Annotated in this window: 19 protein-coding genes; 13 read left to right on the top strand and 6 right to left on the bottom strand. The window is 36.2% G+C overall.

Translation table 11 applies throughout. The features are described 5' to 3' along the window. The first annotated feature begins 55 nt into the window (after positions 1-55). Genes GSB9_01005 through GSB9_01007 form a run of 3 tightly spaced genes read left to right on the top strand, consistent with a single transcriptional unit; the run spans position 56 to position 1394 of the window. A complete protein-coding gene (locus tag GSB9_01005; protein ID UKM64457.1) occupies positions 56-265 on the top strand; it encodes a dodecin family protein in 210 nt (69 codons plus the stop codon). Positions 266-314: 49 nt separating this feature from the next. Then, positions 315-773: an SsrA-binding protein SmpB gene (gene smpB / locus GSB9_01006; protein UKM64458.1), complete on the top strand. Its 459-nt coding sequence runs from the start codon at positions 315-317 to the stop codon at positions 771-773. A 33-nt stretch (positions 774-806) separates the two neighbouring features. After that, on the top strand, positions 807-1394 hold the full coding sequence (locus GSB9_01007) for a hypothetical protein (GenBank protein UKM64459.1): 588 nt from the start codon (positions 807-809) through the stop codon (positions 1392-1394). Positions 1395-1464: 70 nt separating this feature from the next. Here GSB9_01007 and GSB9_01008 read toward each other — a convergent pair whose 3' ends face one another. Continuing rightward, complete coding sequence (locus GSB9_01008; GenBank protein UKM64460.1) at positions 1465-2106, bottom strand: protein-L-isoaspartate(D-aspartate) O-methyltransferase; 642 nt, start codon at positions 2104-2106, stop codon at positions 1465-1467. Between the two features lie 159 nt (positions 2107-2265). Here GSB9_01008 and GSB9_01009 point away from each other — a divergent pair, with 159 nt between their 5' ends. From GSB9_01009 to miaA, 8 genes are all read left to right on the top strand, one after another. Beyond that, entirely contained in the window at positions 2266-3225 is a 960-nt protein-coding gene (locus GSB9_01009) for a Gfo/Idh/MocA family oxidoreductase (protein ID UKM64461.1), read from the top strand. A 107-nt stretch (positions 3226-3332) separates the two neighbouring features. Continuing rightward, a complete protein-coding gene (locus GSB9_01010; protein UKM64462.1) occupies positions 3333-4223 on the top strand; it encodes a 3-hydroxybutyryl-CoA dehydrogenase in 891 nt (296 codons plus the stop codon). Positions 4224-4685: 462 nt separating this feature from the next. Continuing rightward, entirely contained in the window at positions 4686-5924 is a 1239-nt protein-coding gene (locus GSB9_01012) for a DUF1015 domain-containing protein (protein UKM64464.1), read from the top strand. 12 nt (positions 5925-5936) lie between these two features. Further along, positions 5937-6602, top strand: a complete 666-nt coding sequence (locus GSB9_01013) for a YggS family pyridoxal phosphate-dependent enzyme (GenBank protein UKM64465.1) — start codon at positions 5937-5939, stop codon at positions 6600-6602. Positions 6603-6635: 33 nt separating this feature from the next. After that, positions 6636-8000 carry a GIY-YIG nuclease family protein gene (locus GSB9_01014; protein ID UKM64466.1) on the top strand — a complete coding sequence of 455 codons (1365 nt, stop codon included), beginning with the start codon at positions 6636-6638 and terminating at the stop codon, positions 7998-8000. 2 nt (positions 8001-8002) lie between these two features. Next, complete coding sequence (locus GSB9_01015) at positions 8003-9967, top strand: DUF3857 and transglutaminase domain-containing protein (GenBank protein ID UKM64467.1); 1965 nt, start codon at positions 8003-8005, stop codon at positions 9965-9967. A 21-nt stretch (positions 9968-9988) separates the two neighbouring features. Continuing rightward, positions 9989-10831 carry an ion transporter gene (locus GSB9_01016; protein UKM64468.1) on the top strand — a complete coding sequence of 281 codons (843 nt, stop codon included), beginning with the start codon at positions 9989-9991 and terminating at the stop codon, positions 10829-10831. 124 nt (positions 10832-10955) lie between these two features. Continuing rightward, on the top strand, positions 10956-11894 hold the full coding sequence (gene miaA / locus GSB9_01017; protein ID UKM64469.2) for a tRNA (adenosine(37)-N6)-dimethylallyltransferase MiaA: 939 nt from the start codon (positions 10956-10958) through the stop codon (positions 11892-11894). Between the two features lie 2 nt (positions 11895-11896). Here miaA and GSB9_01018 read toward each other — a convergent pair whose 3' ends face one another. Genes GSB9_01018 through GSB9_01020 form a run of 3 tightly spaced genes read right to left on the bottom strand, consistent with a single transcriptional unit; the run spans position 11897 to position 14576 of the window. Continuing rightward, positions 11897-13456, bottom strand: coding sequence for a hypothetical protein (locus GSB9_01018; GenBank protein ID UKM64470.1), 1560 nt, complete (start codon positions 13454-13456; stop codon positions 11897-11899). Positions 13457-13468: 12 nt separating this feature from the next. Further along, positions 13469-14041: a hypothetical protein gene (locus tag GSB9_01019; protein ID UKM64471.1), complete on the bottom strand. Its 573-nt coding sequence runs from the start codon at positions 14039-14041 to the stop codon at positions 13469-13471. Continuing rightward, a complete protein-coding gene (locus tag GSB9_01020; protein ID UKM64472.1) occupies positions 14025-14576 on the bottom strand; it encodes an RNA polymerase sigma factor in 552 nt (183 codons plus the stop codon). The genes GSB9_01019 and GSB9_01020 overlap by 17 nt, the downstream gene beginning before the upstream one ends. A 175-nt stretch (positions 14577-14751) precedes the next feature. Between GSB9_01020 and GSB9_01021 the strand changes: the two genes are divergently transcribed. Together GSB9_01021 and meaB are read left to right on the top strand one after the other, a co-directional pair. After that, positions 14752-15306 (top strand): DUF2911 domain-containing protein, encoded by a 555-nt coding sequence (locus GSB9_01021; GenBank protein ID UKM64473.1) that lies wholly within the window; start codon positions 14752-14754, stop codon positions 15304-15306. Positions 15307-15383: 77 nt separating this feature from the next. Further along, positions 15384-16475, top strand: coding sequence for a methylmalonyl Co-A mutase-associated GTPase MeaB (gene meaB, locus GSB9_01022; GenBank protein UKM64474.1), 1092 nt, complete (start codon positions 15384-15386; stop codon positions 16473-16475). On the opposite strand, the gene GSB9_01023 is transcribed toward meaB, so the two are convergent. Both GSB9_01023 and GSB9_01024 read right to left on the bottom strand, forming a co-directional pair. After that, positions 16452-17021, bottom strand: a complete 570-nt coding sequence (locus tag GSB9_01023; protein ID UKM64475.1) for a phosphatase PAP2 family protein — start codon at positions 17019-17021, stop codon at positions 16452-16454. The genes meaB and GSB9_01023 overlap by 24 nt on opposite strands. 36 nt (positions 17022-17057) lie before the next feature. Further along, positions 17058-17285: a hypothetical protein gene (locus tag GSB9_01024; GenBank protein UKM64476.1), complete on the bottom strand. Its 228-nt coding sequence runs from the start codon at positions 17283-17285 to the stop codon at positions 17058-17060. Positions 17286-17290: the final 5 nt, after the last annotated feature.

The following is a 17290-nucleotide window of genomic DNA, read 5'->3' on the forward strand; positions in this document are numbered from 1 at the left end:
TTAGAATCGGTTATTTTTTTTGTATCTTAATAATTCACTCTAAAACCACAACATTATGGATGAGCATATTTATAAAAAGATTGAAATTGTTGGCACATCTGCAAAATCTAGCGATGATGCTATTGAAAACGCCATTAAGAAAGCTTCAAAATCGGTACAAAACCTTAGGTGGTTTGAAGTTATTGATAAGCGTGGCAACATAAGCGACGGCAAAGTAGACATGTGGCAAGTTACGGTTAAATTGGGCTTTACAATGAAAAATTAACAACGCACCTTACATATTTCTCTCTTGAAATTATGTAGTTTTGTGCGTCATGCAGAAAAACATCAACATTCAAAATAAAAAAGCGCGGTTTCAATATGAAATATTGGACAAATATACTGCGGGCATTGTTTTGTCGGGCACCGAAATAAAGTCGATACGAAACAGCAAAGCTTCCATTGCTGAAAGTTTTTGTGAGTTTAATGATAAAGGCGAACTTTTTGTTGTTAACATGACCATTGAAGAATACAAATATGGCACGCATTACAACCACATGCCCAAAGCCGAGCGCAAGCTGCTTTTAAACAAAAGAGAGCTAAAAAAACTCAACAAGGAAGTTCAAAATACAGGGCTAACGATCATTCCGTTACGTTTATTCATTAACGATAATGGTTTGGCCAAGTTGGTTATTGCCTTGGCCAAGGGTAAAAAACTATACGACAAGCGCGAAACCATTAAAGACCGAGACAATAAGCGCAATTTAGATCGTATAAAAAAAGCTTATAATTAATTTTATATTTTCTTACTCCAATACCGCGTAAAAATGAAAAAATTATTAACCCTAATTTTAATCAGTTTTATCTCCCTACAGTTTTATGCCCAAGACGACACTAAAGGCGACAAAAAAGAAAAAAAGAAAGTTTCGGATATAGACACCACAGCCGTTTTTAGTATTGATAAAACTATAAAAACACTATATACTTCTATTTCGGGTGAAAAACAAGGAGACAAGGAAAATGATACGGGAGAAACTAAACTAAAAAGAAATTGGAAACAATTTCACTACTTATTTAAGCCAGAAGCAAAAATGATTGTTTCCCATTTAAACGACGATTTTGTTTACGATACCCGGTACATGAGTCCGAAAGAGTACCAAAAAACTACTCAAAAATGGATGCAGGAAAACGGGTTTATTGAAAAAGAAATACACCGAAGGGTTGAGCATTTTGGCAACATAGTGCAGGTTTTTAGTACTTATGAATCCTATCATTCAAAAGAAAACGAAAAGCCATTCATGCGTGGCATTAACAGTATTCAAATGTTTTATGATGGTACCCGTTGGTGGATTGTTAATATTTTTTGGGGACAAGAAAATGATGAAAATCCCATTCCTAAAAAATACCTACCATAAAAACACAAAACTGCCATATACAAGATGACGCTTGTAAACTAATTTCAAAAAACTATATACATCAGGTAATCTAATTCTTATCCTCCAAAAGAGGCACAAACCGAAACGCCCCAAACTCTTCCTTATCAAATTCTTTTTGACCTTTACGGGTAAACATGGTCATTTCCTGTACATCGTTACCTACAGGAATAACCAATCGCCCACCAATTTTTAATTGGCTCAATAATGGTTTTGGAACAAAAGGTGCGCCGGCAGTTACCAAAATACCGTCAAAAGGCGCTTCTTCTGGCAAACCAACATAACCATCACCAAAAACAAGCTTTTTAGCACGATAACCCAATTTGGGCAAAAACTTACTGGTTTTTTTAAATAGTTCGTTTTGGCGTTCAATGCTAAATACTCTAGCTCCCATTTGGCACAACACCGCGGTTTGATAACCACTACCTGTCCCTATTTCAAGAATTTTATCACCTTTTTTAATTTGTAATAATTCCGTTTGAAAAGCCACCGTATAAGGTTGCGAAATGGTTTGCTCGGCTGCAATAGGAAACGCTTTGTCCACATAAGCATAATGCAAAAAACCAGAATCCATAAACAAATGCCTAGGAATATTGTTAATGGCATTTAAAACTGCTTCATCTTTTATTCCTTTGTCTCTTAACCCATTAACAAGTTGCTGCCTTAATCCTTTATGCTTAAATGTATCTTTCAATTTTTTGTTGAGTTTAGTTGGCTAAAATTACTCAAAGATTTTAAAGGTAGAAACTAATTTTTCCATAATTTAAATTTCACAGTTTTTACCTCAAAAATTGGAACAAATTCTTTAGTTTCATCTTTTAAATATCTTATTTTTGTTGAAAACGTAATAATTATGCTAAAAGCAGGTGTTCTTGGTGCTGGCCATTTAGGAAAAATTCATTTAAGACTTCTAAAACAATCTGAAAAATACGAACTCGTTGGCTTTTATGACGCCGATGAAACGCATGGCAAAAAAATAGAAGCCGAATTTGGATACAGGTTTTTTAATTCCATTGATGCCTTGATTGATGCCGTAGATATGGTAGACATTGTAACACCAACGCTTTCGCATTACGATTGCGCCAAGCAGGCCATCGCAAAAGGCAAGCATATTTTTATTGAAAAACCCATTACCAATACTGTTGAGGAAGCCGAACACATTAGGCAACTATTGGCACAAAACAACCTGCGCGGCCAGGTTGGGCATGTAGAGCGTTTCAATCCGGCATATCTTGCCGTAAAAGACGATATTAAGTCGCCCATGTTTATCGAAACGCATCGCTTAGCGGAGTTTAACCCTAGAGGAACCGATGTTCCGGTTGTATTGGATTTAATGATTCACGATATCGATATTATTTTAAGTATTGTAAAATCTAAAGTCAAGCATGTTTCGGCTAGCGGTGTTGCCGTTATTAGCGACACCCCCGATATTGCTAATGCGCGGTTGGAATTTGAAAATGGCTGTGTAGCCAACCTAACGGCAAGCCGCATTTCACTCAAAAAAATGCGCAAGGCACGGTTCTTTCAAAAAGACGCCTATATTTCGGTTGACTTTTTAACCAAAAAGTGCGAAGTGGTAAAAATGAAGGATGCACCCGAAAATCCAGGCGATTTTGATATGATCCTTCAAAATGCTGAAGGCGTTAAAAAACAAATTTATTTCGACAATCCGCCGATACCCGAAAACAATTCCATTTTAGACGAGTTAGAGTCTTTTGCTCATGCAATAAATAATAATAGGGCTCCCGAAGTAACCCTACGCGACGGTACCGAAGCGTTGCGTGTGGCCAACCAGATTATTACTGCCTTTTAAAATGGTGGTTTTGTTTTCAGAAACGTGACATTACCAGGTTTTGAAACTTTTACGGAATTCCAACTCAACCGTTACTGGTTTGGTTGCAATTTTAAACTATAAAACTTATGAAAAACATTGCAGTTATTGGCGCAGGTACCATGGGCAATGGTATTGCGCATACTTTTGCCCAAAGCGGTTTTAACGTTAACCTTATTGATATTAGTGAAGCTTCATTAAAACGTGGCTTGGAAACCATTTCTAAAAATTTAGACCGAATGGTGGCCAAAGAAAAAATTACCGAAACCGATAAAACTGAAACTTTAGACAGGATTTCGACCTTCATCGAAATTAAAAACGGCGTAAAAGATGCTGAATTGGTAGTTGAAGCCGCTACCGAAAATTTAGATTTAAAACTTAAAATATTTTCAGAACTCGATCAAATTTGTTCAAGCGAAACTATTTTAGCCACAAATACCTCATCCATTTCCATTACGCAAATTGCTGCTACAACGGCAAATCCTAATCGTGTAATAGGTATGCATTTTATGAATCCAGTGCCTATTATGCCATTGGTAGAAATTATACGTGGTTATAACACAACTAACGCGGTTACAAAAACCATTATGGAACTTTCACAAGGACTAGGCAAAACTCCTGTTGAAGTGAACGATTACCCGGGTTTTGTAGCCAATCGTATTTTAATGCCCATGCTTAACGAATCTATCGAAACGCTTTATAACAGCGTGGCTGGCGTAGAACAAATAGATACGGTGATGAAGTTGGGCATGGCTCATCCTATGGGACCTTTACAACTCGCCGATTTTATCGGTCTGGATGTTTGCCTTTCAATTTTAAACGTGATGTACAATGGCTTTAAAAACCCAAAATATGCGCCTTGTCCGTTGTTGGTCAATATGGTAAATGCCGGTAAACTAGGGGTTAAATCGGGCGAAGGTTTTTATGATTATTCTAACAGCAAAAAAGCCGAAATCGTATCTAAACAGTTTGAAAAGTAATGATTAAAACCCAAACTTTTTGTTTAACAAAAAAATTATACAGCAAAATAATACTTGAAAAACGATTGAAAAAGTCTTGGTGGCTCTATACACTAATGATTCTTTTTGGTGTATTACACCTATCAAATTTCGGAAAAGATAACTTTAGTACTTTTTTTGTGATTTTTGCTGTTGCTTATCCCTTGGGCATGTTCATATTTTTATGGTTTTGGTCTCGTGCAAGAGGGCATCAACCTATCTTTTCTGAAACAAATCTCACTTTCGACAATCGTTTTTTATATTTTAAACAAAACAATAATGAGTCAAAATTGGATCCGAACACTCTGCAACACGTGGTTTCAAATGCTCAATATTGGTTGTTATATATTTCAAAGGGTCAATTTATATATGTTCCAAAAAACATTTTCTTTTCAAAAGACGATTACAATAGCTTCAGTACTTTAATAAATAATAAATAAACCAATGGCTCAAATTCTTCCTTTTAAAGCTGTAAGACCAACGCGAGACAAAGTCGGTTTAGTAGCGTCGCGCTCGTACCAGAGTTTTACGCAGGCCGAACTGGAAGCACGATTGGACTATAATCCGTTTTCGTTTTTACATATCATCAATCCGGGTTACAGGTACAGCAAAGCCATCAAAGGCAAAGACCGATACAGTTTAGTTAAAAACAGGTATTTAGAATTTAAGGAAGATGGTATCTTTATTCAAGACAGCACCCCTTGCTATTACATTTATAAAATTGTTAACCGCGATAAGGTGTCGTTTTCAGGAATAATTGCCGCTGCCAGTACCGATGATTATAAAAATAACGTTATTAGAAAACATGAAAACACCATTGAACACCGCGAAAATCTATTTAAAGATTACTTAAAAACCGTTGGCTTTAATGCCGAACCCGTACTGTTAACCTATGCCCATAATAAAGAGATTGCAAAAGTTATTTCTGAAGTACAACAACAGCGAGCTGAATACGAATTTACCACAACTTACCGCGACACCCATTACCTTTGGAAACTTAACAACAAAAACCAGGTTAAAGCCATTCAAGATGCTTTTAAAACCATGAGAACCATACATATTGCCGATGGCCATCACCGCTCGGCTTCATCGGTTTTATTGGCAGAAACTTTAAAAGCAGAAAACAAAAACCATACGGGACATGAGCCTTATAATTATTTTATGAGCTTTTTAATCCCCGAGTCTGAACTGAAAATACACGAATTCAATAGATTGGTGAAAGATTTAAACGGACTTTCAAAAGAGTCATTTTTAATAAAACTCGATACCGTTTTCAGAATTGAAAACAGAGGAACAGACCTCTACAAACCAAACCAAAAACACCATTTTAGCATGTACTTAGATGGTGAATTTTACTCGCTTCACCTTAGGAAAGGCCACTACAAATTCCAAACACCGCTGGATGCTTTAGATACCCAAATATTATACAAAACAGTTTTAGAGCCTATTTTGGGTGTAACCGATTTACGGAACGATACACGAATAGCTTATTCGCACGGTAAAAATGACTTAGTAACTATAAAAAGCAAAGTCGATAGCGGTGAATTTGCTGTTGGTTTTGGGCTGGTTCCTATTAATATTTTTGAATTAAAAGCCATAGCCGATTCCGGCTTGACCATGCCACCTAAAAGCACGTTTATTGAACCTAAATTAAGAAGCGGTGTAACCATTTATGAATTTTAAAAGTAAATTTAAATGAGCATTTCTAAAAACCTAAACGAAATAAAAGCATTGCTCCCCGAGCACGTTACACTTGTCGCTGTTTCGAAAACAAAACCCGTAAGCGACATTATGGAAGCCTATGAAGCGGGGCACCACATTTTTGGCGAAAACAAAATACAAGACATGGTTGAAAAATACGAGGCCATGCCAAAAGATATTGAGTGGCACATGATAGGCCACGTGCAACGCAACAAAGTAAAGTATATGGCTCCCTTTGTATCATTAATTCACGGCATTGACAATTTTAAATTACTAAAGGAAATAAACAAACAGGCAAAAAAGAACGACCGTGTTATTGATTGCCTGCTTCAAATAAAAATTGCCGAAGAAGATTCTAAATTTGGAATGCCAGCAAGTGAAGCTTCTGAAATATTAAAGTCTGAATCCTTTTCAGAATTAAAAAATATAAGAATTACTGGCCTAATGGGCATGGCCACCTTTACAGAAAATAAAACCCAAATTAAACAAGAGTTCAACAATTTAAAGTCTACGTTTGACCAATTAAAAACTATCGCCACTGAAAACTGCCAATTAAAAATAGTAAGCATGGGGATGAGTGGCGATTACAAATTGGCCATAGAATGTGGCAGTACCATGGTTAGAATTGGAAGTAGTATATTTGGAGAAAGGAACTATTAAAACCCATATATTAACCTACTATAAATTTATTATTTGTACGCAATACTCGACATAGAAACTACCGGTGGAAAGTATAACGAAGAAGGCATAACCGAAATTGCTATTTATAAATATGATGGCCATGAGGTGGTCGATCAATTTATAAGCCTAATAAACCCAGAACGCGACATACAACCCTTTGTCGTTAATCTAACGGGCATAAATAGCAATATGCTTCGCAACGCACCCAAGTTTTACGAAGTGGCCAAACGGATAGTAGAAATCACAGACGAATGCATTTTAGTAGCTCACAATGCCCAGTTTGACTACAGAATTTTAAGAACGGAATTTAGAAGATTAGGTTTTGAATATGAACGACAATCCCTTTGTACGGTTGAACTTTCAAAAAGTTTAATACCCGGGCAGCCATCGTATAGCTTAGGCAAACTCGTTCGTTCGTTGGGCATACCCGTTACCGACCGCCACCGGGCTTCGGGCGACGCACTGGCAACGGTTAAATTATTTAAAATCCTGCTTGATAAAGACACTAACAAAAATATTGTAAAACAATCGGTTAAATCTAAGCCAAAGTATCAATTAGAGCCAAAACATTTAGATATTCTTGACGAACTGCCTTCAACCACTGGGGTATATTACATCCATAAATCGGATGGCGAAATTATCTACATCGGGAAAAGTAAAAATATCAAAAAAAGAATCAACCAGCATTTTACGGGTACGAATGCCAAATCTAAAAAAATCCAAGCTCAAGTAAGTGCTGTAACCTATGAATCTACTGGTAGCGAATTGGTCGCTCTTTTAAAAGAGAGTGAAGAAATAAAAAAGAATAAACCTATATATAATCGAGCATTACGTCGTTCAATATTCACTCATGCTTTATATAGTTTTGTAGACGACAACAATTATATAAACCTAAAAATAGATATTGCTGACGGACGCAAAAAACCCATCACAACATTCAGCAATCGGCAAAGCGGCAAAAGTTTTATTAGCAAAGCTGTAGAAGATTATAACCTTTGCCAAAAGCTGGCAGGATTGTACAAAACAAAAACCAGTTGTTTCAATTACGACATAAAACAATGTAAAGGGGCCTGTATTCAAAAAGAGCCTGCCGAAACTTACAATGTTAGAGTAAAACAGCTCATTGAAAAAAATAGCTACTCTAACAAAAATATGGTTGTTATTGACCGTGGCAGATCTGTTGACGAACGCAGTGCCATACTTATTAAAAATGGTGTTTTCCAAGGTATAGGCTATTTCAATCTGAACTATCAAATAAACAATATTGATATTTTGGAATCCATCATAACCCCTATGCAAAACAACAGGGATGTGCAGCACATCATTCAAAGCTACCTCAGAAAAAACAAACGACTAAAAATTATAACATTAGATTAAACATGAACAAAATCACTTTTCTATTCCTACTATTAGCCTTTTCGTTACTTTCATTTTCACAAGCTTCAGAAAACAATCCCGTTTTTAGAGTTTCTCTACAGGATTTAAAAATGAACACCTATCCTAAAGATTCAACTGCCCATGCTTTGGTTTTATATGAATATGGCAGCAGCCATGTTGATGGGCGCGAATATGATTTAAGAACAGAGGAAAAACATAAAGTAAAAATCTTCAACAAAGATGGCTTTGACCATGCTACGGTAACTCTCTACCTTTACAAAACCGATGGCAATCATTTTGAACAGGTAAAAGACATCGTTGGCACCACATATAATTTAGAAGGCGACAACGTTGTAAAAACCAAACTTGACAAAAACAATATTTATAGGGAAGAATACAACGAAAATATAACCATGGTAAAGTTTACGCTCCCAAATGTAAAGGAAGGGTCGGTTATTACGTACAGCTACAAAATAAGGTCTCCGTATATGAGAAAATATCATGGTTGGGAATTTCAAGGCGACATTCCAAAATTATACAGCGAATACAGAACCAGTATTCCCGCCAATTGGGTTTACAATATAAAATTAGTGGGCGGGCAAAAACTAGCTACACATAAAGGTGATGTTAAAGAGAAATGTATTGAAGCAGGTGGAGGAAGTGCTGATTGCTCAGAAATGGTTTATGCCATGAAAGATATTCCTGCTTTTATTGAAGAAGACTACATGACCACAAGAAAAAATTATTTAGCGCGGTTAGAGTATGAGCTTGAAACCTTTAAATCGATGGATGGACGTGTTCACCATTACACGAAAACTTGGGAGGACGTTGATAAAGAAATAAAAAAGGAAAAAGACATTGGCAAACAACTCAAAAAAACCTTAGATATAGAAGAACTACTACCAGAAGACATAAGAAACCTAAAAGCCCCTTTAGAAAAAGCTAAAGCTATATACAAACATGTACAAAAGTATTATACATGGAATGGTGATTTTAAAATTTTCAAAGATGTCTCTGTAAAAGATTTAATTAAGAACAAATCGGGTAACGTATCATCGGTAAATATTTTACTCAACAATTTATTGAGAGAAAGTGGTATAAAGTCCAGGCCTGTTTTGCTATCAACCAGAGCGAATGGATTTGCAACAAAGCTATACCCAGTAATAACCGATTTTAATTACCTTATTGTACAGGCAACCATTAACGAAAAAACATATTTACTCGATGCTACCGACAACTATTTAAGTTTTGGCGAACTGCCCTTTAGATGTTTGAACCAATACGGGCGTTTGTTGGATTTTGACATAGGCAGCAAATGGATTGATATTGCTCCTAAAAAACCATCGAACACATTTTATAAAGCCGATTTAAATATTGATGCCAACCAAAATATAACGGGAAGCATTATGGCTAAATTTTCAGGGTATCATGCCTTAAGCACTAAAAAACGGTATTTTTCAAATAAACAAACCTATATTGAAAAGCTACAAAACGATGCGCCATTTATCGAAATTTCAGATCACGAAAGTCAATCAAAGGACAAAAACGATCCAACATTTTCTGAAAAATACAATGTGGAGTACAACCTCGACCCTACTGGCGAAACCATATACTTAAATCCTATTTTAACAAAATTTTTCAGTTCTAACCCCTTCAAACTACAAGAGAGGACCTATCCTATCGATTTTGGATATAAAGACACTTACTTTTATATGTTTTCTTTAAAGCTCGACGAAAACTATTCGGTTGCCGAGTTGCCAAAAGACTATATTTTAAGGTTACCAAACAATACTGGGCAGCTTAGTTTTTCTTCAAAACAAATTGGCGATAATGTAACAGTAATGCTTAAATTTAGCTTCAAAGAAGCTTTTTATGCTCCCGAGTATTATCCATACCTTAAAGAATTTATGGCCAAGATAATAGACAAACAAAACAACTCCTTAATTTTATTGAAAACCAATAGCTAATATTTTATTATTTTAGGTTCAATGAAAAGACATCAAAAAAAGAACTGGAAAGAAAAGCTTCATGAAATAATTTATGAAGCCGATACCCCATCGGGAAAGCTTTTTGATGTCGTGCTTTTTGTTGTTATTATTGCCAGTATACTATTAGTTATGCTGGAAAGTGTTAATAGTATAGATGCCAAATATCATGGTATTTTAAATATTTCTGAGTGGATAATTACAATACTCTTCAGCATCGAGTATATTGCCCGTATTGTTACCGTTAAAAAACCGTTTAAATACATTTTCAGTTTTTATGGCATTGTTGATTTTTTATCAACTATTCCCAAATACATTTCACTTATTTTTGGTGGAATACATGCCCTAGCAGCCTTACGCGCCTTGCGGTTATTAAGAGTATTTAGGATTTTAAAATTAGCAAGATACTTAGGTGCCTCACAACTTTTGGTTAACGCTATAAAGGCCAGTAGGGCCAAAATATCGGTTTTTCTGTTTGCGGTTTTAATTGTCGCTATAATTCTAGGCACTATTATGTATTTAGTAGAAGGTGAAGAAAATGGCTTTACCAACATTCCAAAAAGTGTGTATTGGTGTATTGTGACACTCACTACTGTAGGTTTTGGTGATATTGCCCCACAAACACCTTTAGGCCAGTTTATTGCCTCTTTAGTAATGATACTTGGTTATGGTATTATTGCTGTTCCAACAGGGATAGTTTCTGCCGAATATACAAGCCAAAGTAAAAAAACCAACCCCGAACCAACACCAAAAATACACCTAAACACTCAGTCCTGTACCAACTGTTCGGCTGAAGACCACCAAGACAATGCCCAATTTTGCCACAAGTGCGGTGATAAACTTTAAAAACAGTCTGATAAATAAAGTAGTACTGAGATACAGAATAAAATCCAGTGCGAGATTTTTTTTTTGCAATGTTGACATAATCACTTTTAACAACTAACTTTACTGCTTAAAATACACCAAAGTTATCAACCTCAACAAAAAATATCTTATTTCTGTAATAGGCCCAACTGCCATTGGCAAAACGGCCTTAAGCATAAAATTGGCGCAATATTATAATACTGAAATCATTTCGGCCGATTCGCGCCAGTTTTTCAAAGAAATGCAAATCGGCACCGCAGCACCAACACAAGACGAACTCCAAGAGGCCAAGCACCATTTTATTCATCACAAATCCATACACGATAATTACAATGTCGGTGCATTTGAAAAAGACGCTCTAAGCCTTTTAAAAAAACTGTTTAAAAAGCACGATGTTATTATTATGGTTGGTGGTTCTGGTTTATATGTTGATGCTGTTGTAAAGGGATTAGATTATTTTCCGGAAGTTGACAGCGAAATTCGCGAATCCTTAAATGCCGATTTACAAAACAAAGGGCTCTCTTATTTACAGGAACAACTAAAAATATTAGATACCGTTGCTTACAATACTATTACCATTGACAATCCCCATCGTGTTATCCGTGCTTTAGAGGTTTGTATAGGTTCTGGGCAGCCCTACTCCTCATTCCTAAAAAAAAACAAAGAAAAACGCGACTTCAACACTATAACCATTGGGCTTTCCGCCGATAGACAGACCATTTACAACCGCATTGAACAAAGGGTGGATATAATGATGGAAGACGGTCTTTTGGAAGAAACTAAAACATTACTTACTCAAAAGCATTTAAACGCTTTAAATACGGTAGGCTACAAAGAGCTATTTAAATATTTTGAAGGCGAATGGACACTGGATTTTGCCGTATCGGAAATCAAGAAAAACACACGACGCTTTGCTAAGCGACAACTTACATGGTTTAGAAAAAAAGAAGATACTTTGTGGTTTGATTATTTAAGCGACCCGAAGCTTATTATACAAACCATAAACGGGACCTGGCAAATTAAAGAAGATTTAAAGGAAGAGTAATTTTACTGCATAACCACATTACTGTACTTAGCATTAACCACTATACTTTTTCCACTGGCCATACTACCTGATGAAAAATTAGAGGCATGGTCTTTGGATGTTTTTTCGGGGTGCGAAAACTGAGAATGTGTACCCTTAAACTTAACACTGCATTCTACGTTAGGAAGCATAATTACCGCATCGCTATTTTGCAATAAAACATTTAAATTGGTAAAGGAACCGTCAATCGCAGCAATGGTCAAATTACCTATATTCCCATCAATAACGGCGCTTCCAGAAAGTTTGTTAACATCAACATTAGATGATATCGCATTTAAAACTAAATGTTTTACGTTGTTCAATTCAGCATTCTTAACATAGTTTAAATTAAGTTCACCTAAGTTCCAATCCACCACATGTACCGGAGAATACGAAGCATTGATGGAAGTTAAACTTCCATCAATACGTTGTGCCTTAAATTTGGTGTAGGCTAAATTAGCTTCTAAATTTTCCACATTTGCAGCAAACTCTATTTCTCCATGCCTTACATCTACCTTTAACTTTGCCTTTTTAGGCATTTTTATTTTAATAGTCCGTTTAACCTCTACATCTGGATTGCTCTTTATAATCTCAATTACCTTTTTCTCACGTGCCTTTTCTAATTTTGCCCGTTCTTTAATACGCTCTTTATGAGCTTCCAGTCGCTCTTTGTGAGCCTCCATACGTTCTTCATGGGCTTCTTCACGAGCTTTATGGGCTTCAGCCATACGTTCTGAGCGCTCGGCATGCATTTCAGCTTGTGCCTCCATACGTTCGGCATGCCTTTCCATCTGTTCTGCATAACGTTCGCCCCACTCGGCCATTTTTTCTGCAAATGCTTCTTCGTCAAATTGTTTTTCAAACTGTTTGGCCCATGCTTCCATTTGCTTGCCATATTTTTCACCCCATTGTTTTCCAAACTTTTCGCCCCAAGCCTCCATTTTTTCTTCAAAATCCTTACCAAATTTCGATTCAAATTTTTCGGTGTATTCCTTTAAATATTTCTCTCCGTCTTTTTTATAGGCATCGTAATCAAAATTTAAGTTATGGATTCCTTCCGGCAACTCAGGTAACTCTGGAAGTTCTGGCAACTCTGGGATGTTTGGAACTTCAAGAACATGCAAGTTTAAATCCATATTGGGCATTTCTGGCATTTCAGCTAATTCATACTTCAATTCCTTTAAAATCACTTTTACATCGTCATCGCCATTGGCATGTACCACCCAGTTTCTAGAACCCCCTCCAGCAGCATTTATCGACACATTGTTTTGCGTGGCATCAACATCTACTTTCCATGATTTTAAAGCGTCCTGGAGCTCTTCATTACTGAGCTTTTCACCCTCTATGTAGGCTTCAACCTCAACAACGTCTTTATTCCAGGTATCAAAAACAATATTGCAATTGCTGGTTCTTAAATCTACAACCACATCTTTATCTACTTTTATAGATTGTAAAACTTTGGTTAACTTGTTTTGGGCCAACATGCTTCCTGTTAATAAAAAGCAGATTGCCAAAAGATTGATTTTTATAATTTTACTATTCATTTTTTGATTTTTTTAGATTGATTTTGCAACTTCATCTATTTCTGAAGTTTTTAATGTTTTAATTTGAGCCCTTAATCGGTACAACAGGTTTAAGCGAAGTTTCAGGTTGTCAATTAATGCATTGACGGTTAACTCGCTTGGCCCAGATTCAGTAAGCTCCAAAGATAAGCGCTTGTACTCTTTGTCCAACTCGCTTAATTGTGCCAAATAGCCATCAAAGAGTTCTTTGGTTTCTGGCGTGTATTCAATTTTTGACAACTCTAAATTGATACTGGCCAAATAATAGTCTTCAACTTTTTTTAATCCGGGAGAGATATCCCCCAAAGATTTAGTTTCTGTACTTTGCGTATTGGCAACCTCAACCTGTCCATTTCCTACAGGCGGATTGAAAACCTTAAACGCACCAAAACTCAACCCAAAAAGAAAAACAAGACTTGCCGCTAGATATAGCCAATTAAATGATTTCTTTTTAGCGACTGGCATACTTTTATCCAGCTTTTTCAAAAATCGCTCCTGATGGTTCTTGGGCATTTTTTCGTTCGGTTGGTTGTCGTTTTCAAACAAAGCTCTAATATCTTGTGCCATTTTTTTTAAGTGTTAAAAGGGTTTGCAATTTTGATTTACCTCTAGATAATTGCGTGCGCGATGCTACTTGTGAAATTCCAAGAATACCTGAAATTTCTTGATGGTCATAACCTTCAACTAAATACAGCATAACAACATAGCGGTACTTGTCTGGCAGTTTATCTATGGCTGATTTAACATCGGTTATTGTTATTGCATCTTCTACCAACCATTTGTCGTCTTTTGGTGTATCGACTACTTTAAGGTGCACCTCTTCCAACTCAACAAGCTGGTGTTTCTTTGATTTTAGCACGTCTATACACTTATTTACAACAATACGTTTCAACCAAGCACCAAAAGTAACTTCTCCTTTATATTGATGTAGTTTAGCAAAGGCCTTTATAAACCCTTCTTGTACGGCATCTTCGGCTTCGGCAGCATCTTTCAAAAACCGTTTGGCAACAATATACATACCATCGCAGTACTGGTTGTATAACTGCAGTTGTGCTTTTCGGTTGTTCTGTTTACATTGTTCTATAATGTCAACTTGAAACATGCTGGGTTTACTTATGGTTTTTGGTTAGTTCAATTAAAAGACGATAAAAAAAATAAGGTGTTGCAAAAAGTTTTATTTTTTTTAGAAGGTACATAACAAAGCTAAATAAATATACGTTTGCATTTTAGTAGTTATTCCTTTTAAATTATCTTTGTGCCTCTATAAATTGCTCTATATGAACACCTTTTTAAAGCGACTATTAATCCTTTTATCTATAATAGCTTTAGGCTTATTTTTATACTCTTCTATTGTTGAAAATATTTTTGAACACCGCTTAAGCCCAAAAGATACTGTAGAATTTAAACTGAATGATTTAAAAATGAAGGTGTTTTATAACCGACCATACAAAAAAGGCCGTGAAATTTTTGGAGGTCTGGTACCGTACAACCAAGTATGGCGCACAGGAGCCAATGAAGCGACCACTTTTGAAACCAACCAACCCCTAAAAATTAATGGCCTACCATTGGAAGCAGGGAAATACACGTTGTGGACGGTACCTAAAGATTCTACTTGGACGGTTATGTTCAACTCCAAACAATATTCTTGGGGCGTTAATGCCGAAATGAAACCCATGTGGGACCCCAACTACGATGTTTTAAACGTTGAAGTTCCGGTGAAACATTTAAACCACGTGGTTGAGCAGTTTACCATTGCGTTCGATAATTCAACTGATAACCTATCGTTAACCATGGCTTGGGACGATGTTAAAATTGCCGTACCCCTCAAATAACCCTGGCATTATAGTTCGATAAATGTTTTTCAATCCAATTGAATAATTTTGTAAATTAGAAAAACATTGATGCATTCGTGACCAAGAAAAAAAAACCCGATATTAACGAAGAAAAAAAGGACAGTTCCGTTTCAGAAATTACGAATCTGGCTTCAATACAATCAATTCAAAACAAACGAAAGGTTGAGCCTAATAGTTCTATATTAGTCGAAAAAATCTTAAAACAAGATGTGGCCGCTTTAAGCCGGGCCATCACGTTAGTTGAAAGCAAAAACCCTAAACATACCAAACAAGCAAAAGACATTCTGGAAAACTGCTTGCCCCATGCCAACGACTCCATTCGTATTGGTATAACTGGAGTGCCCGGAGTTGGAAAGAGTACCTTTATAGAAGCTTTGGGGCAACAACTCACCAAGAAAGGAAAACGGGTTGCCGTTTTAGCTATAGACCCCAGCAGCACCATTACTAAAGGCAGTATTTTAGGCGACAAAACCCGCATGGAAAACTTGGCTAAAAACGAAAATGCTTATATCCGCCCTTCGGCATCCGGTACATCTTTAGGTGGTGTTGCCCGAAAAACACGTGAAACCATTATTCTATGTGAGGCCGCTGGTTTTGACATTATTCTTATTGAAACTGTTGGTGTTGGTCAAAGTGAAACCACCGTACACAGTATGGTAGATTTCTTTTTGCTTTTAAAATTGGCGGGCGCCGGCGATGAGTTACAAGGCATTAAACGTGGTATCATTGAAATGGCAGACGCCATAATTATCAATAAGGCAGATGGAGAAAATTTAAAACCGGCTAAGATTGCCGTAAGCGAGTTTAAACGTGCTTTACAGCTTTACCCAGAAAAAGCTTCAAAATGGCAACCCAAGGTTTTACGATGCAGTGCCATCAATAACGAAGGCATTGACAAGGTTTGGGATTTGATTTTAGATTACTTTGAAACCACAACTTCCAATGGTTTTTTTGAGTTAAAAAGAAAAAAACAAAATGAGTATTGGCTCACACAAACCATAGAAGAACAGTTAAAATCACAATTCTTTAACAATCCAAAAATGAAAAGCGAACTAAAAGCCCAACTAAAGCTCTTGGCCGATAACAAAATCACCCCATTTGCGGCAGCCGATTACCTTTTAAACTTAGACTTTAACAAACCTTCTTAAAAGATACTGGGTTAACTTATAAAACAAAAATCCAGAAATAGCCCCAAAAGTCATTCCGCATACAATATCCAACGGATAGTGCACACCAACATAAACTCTACTGTAAGCCACGGTAGCACTCCAAAAAAGTAGAATAAAAATTAGGTTTTTAAAATAAGGACGGAGCATCAAACCCGTGAAAACAGCTACAGCCATGGTGTTTGACGAATGCCCTGAGAAAAACCCATATTTACCACAGCGTACCGCAATAAACCTTAACTGGTCTATAATATCGGTATTTCCACAAGGTCTCGGTCGCTCAAAACCCCGCTTAAAAACATTAGTGATTTGATCGGTAAACGTAATCATTAAAGCCACTACGATAACAAAAACCAATAACGATTTTAAACCGTATTTTTTGTAAAGTAAATATAACAATACCACATATAATGGGATAAAAGTGAGCTTATCGGTTACAATTAGCCAAAAATTATCCCAGGCTGGGTTACCTAAATTATTTAAAAATAAAAACAATTTGGTATCGTATTCTAAAAAGGTTTCTATCATTTGAACTTCATTTGGAGATATTCCAATTGGCAAGTATTAATCTTCATACTTAGCTATTTCAGTATCGTAGAATTCGGTCGCTTGTTTTATGGCATTCTCAGTTTCAGCCTCTAATTCCTTTTGATCTTCGGCATCAAAATCTTCAAACCACTCTACCTCATCATCTTCAAGGTTGATAATAAACCGAGGGAATTCGGTATGGATAACATAAATGGCATTGGGATAATCGGTATTATCGCCTAATATAAATTTTGGAAGTGACATATTAA

This window comes from Flavobacteriaceae bacterium GSB9 (assembly GCA_022749295.1).
GTDB lineage: Bacteria > Bacteroidota > Bacteroidia > Flavobacteriales > Flavobacteriaceae > Flavisericum.

Excerpts from the sequence above, each read along its gene's own strand:
- GSB9_01005 (UKM64457.1), top strand. The coding sequence starts at position 56 with ATGGATGAGCATATTTATAAAAAGATTGAAATTGTTGGCACATCTGCA.
- smpB (UKM64458.1), top strand. The coding sequence starts at position 315 with ATGCAGAAAAACATCAACATTCAAAATAAAAAAGCGCGGTTTCAATAT.
- GSB9_01007 (UKM64459.1), top strand. The coding sequence starts at position 807 with ATGAAAAAATTATTAACCCTAATTTTAATCAGTTTTATCTCCCTACAG.
- GSB9_01009 (UKM64461.1), top strand. The coding sequence starts at position 2,266 with ATGCTAAAAGCAGGTGTTCTTGGTGCTGGCCATTTAGGAAAAATTCAT.
- GSB9_01010 (UKM64462.1), top strand. The coding sequence starts at position 3,333 with ATGAAAAACATTGCAGTTATTGGCGCAGGTACCATGGGCAATGGTATT.
- GSB9_01012 (UKM64464.1), top strand. The coding sequence starts at position 4,686 with ATGGCTCAAATTCTTCCTTTTAAAGCTGTAAGACCAACGCGAGACAAA.
- GSB9_01013 (UKM64465.1), top strand. The coding sequence starts at position 5,937 with ATGAGCATTTCTAAAAACCTAAACGAAATAAAAGCATTGCTCCCCGAG.
- GSB9_01015 (UKM64467.1), top strand. The coding sequence starts at position 8,003 with ATGAACAAAATCACTTTTCTATTCCTACTATTAGCCTTTTCGTTACTT.
- GSB9_01016 (UKM64468.1), top strand. The coding sequence starts at position 9,989 with ATGAAAAGACATCAAAAAAAGAACTGGAAAGAAAAGCTTCATGAAATA.
- GSB9_01018 (UKM64470.1), bottom strand. The coding sequence starts at position 13,456 with ATGAATAGTAAAATTATAAAAATCAATCTTTTGGCAATCTGCTTTTTA.
- GSB9_01019 (UKM64471.1), bottom strand. The coding sequence starts at position 14,041 with ATGGCACAAGATATTAGAGCTTTGTTTGAAAACGACAACCAACCGAAC.
- GSB9_01020 (UKM64472.1), bottom strand. The coding sequence starts at position 14,576 with ATGTTTCAAGTTGACATTATAGAACAATGTAAACAGAACAACCGAAAA.
- GSB9_01021 (UKM64473.1), top strand. The coding sequence starts at position 14,752 with ATGAACACCTTTTTAAAGCGACTATTAATCCTTTTATCTATAATAGCT.
- GSB9_01023 (UKM64475.1), bottom strand. The coding sequence starts at position 17,021 with ATGATAGAAACCTTTTTAGAATACGATACCAAATTGTTTTTATTTTTA.
- GSB9_01024 (UKM64476.1), bottom strand. The coding sequence starts at position 17,285 with ATGTCACTTCCAAAATTTATATTAGGCGATAATACCGATTATCCCAAT.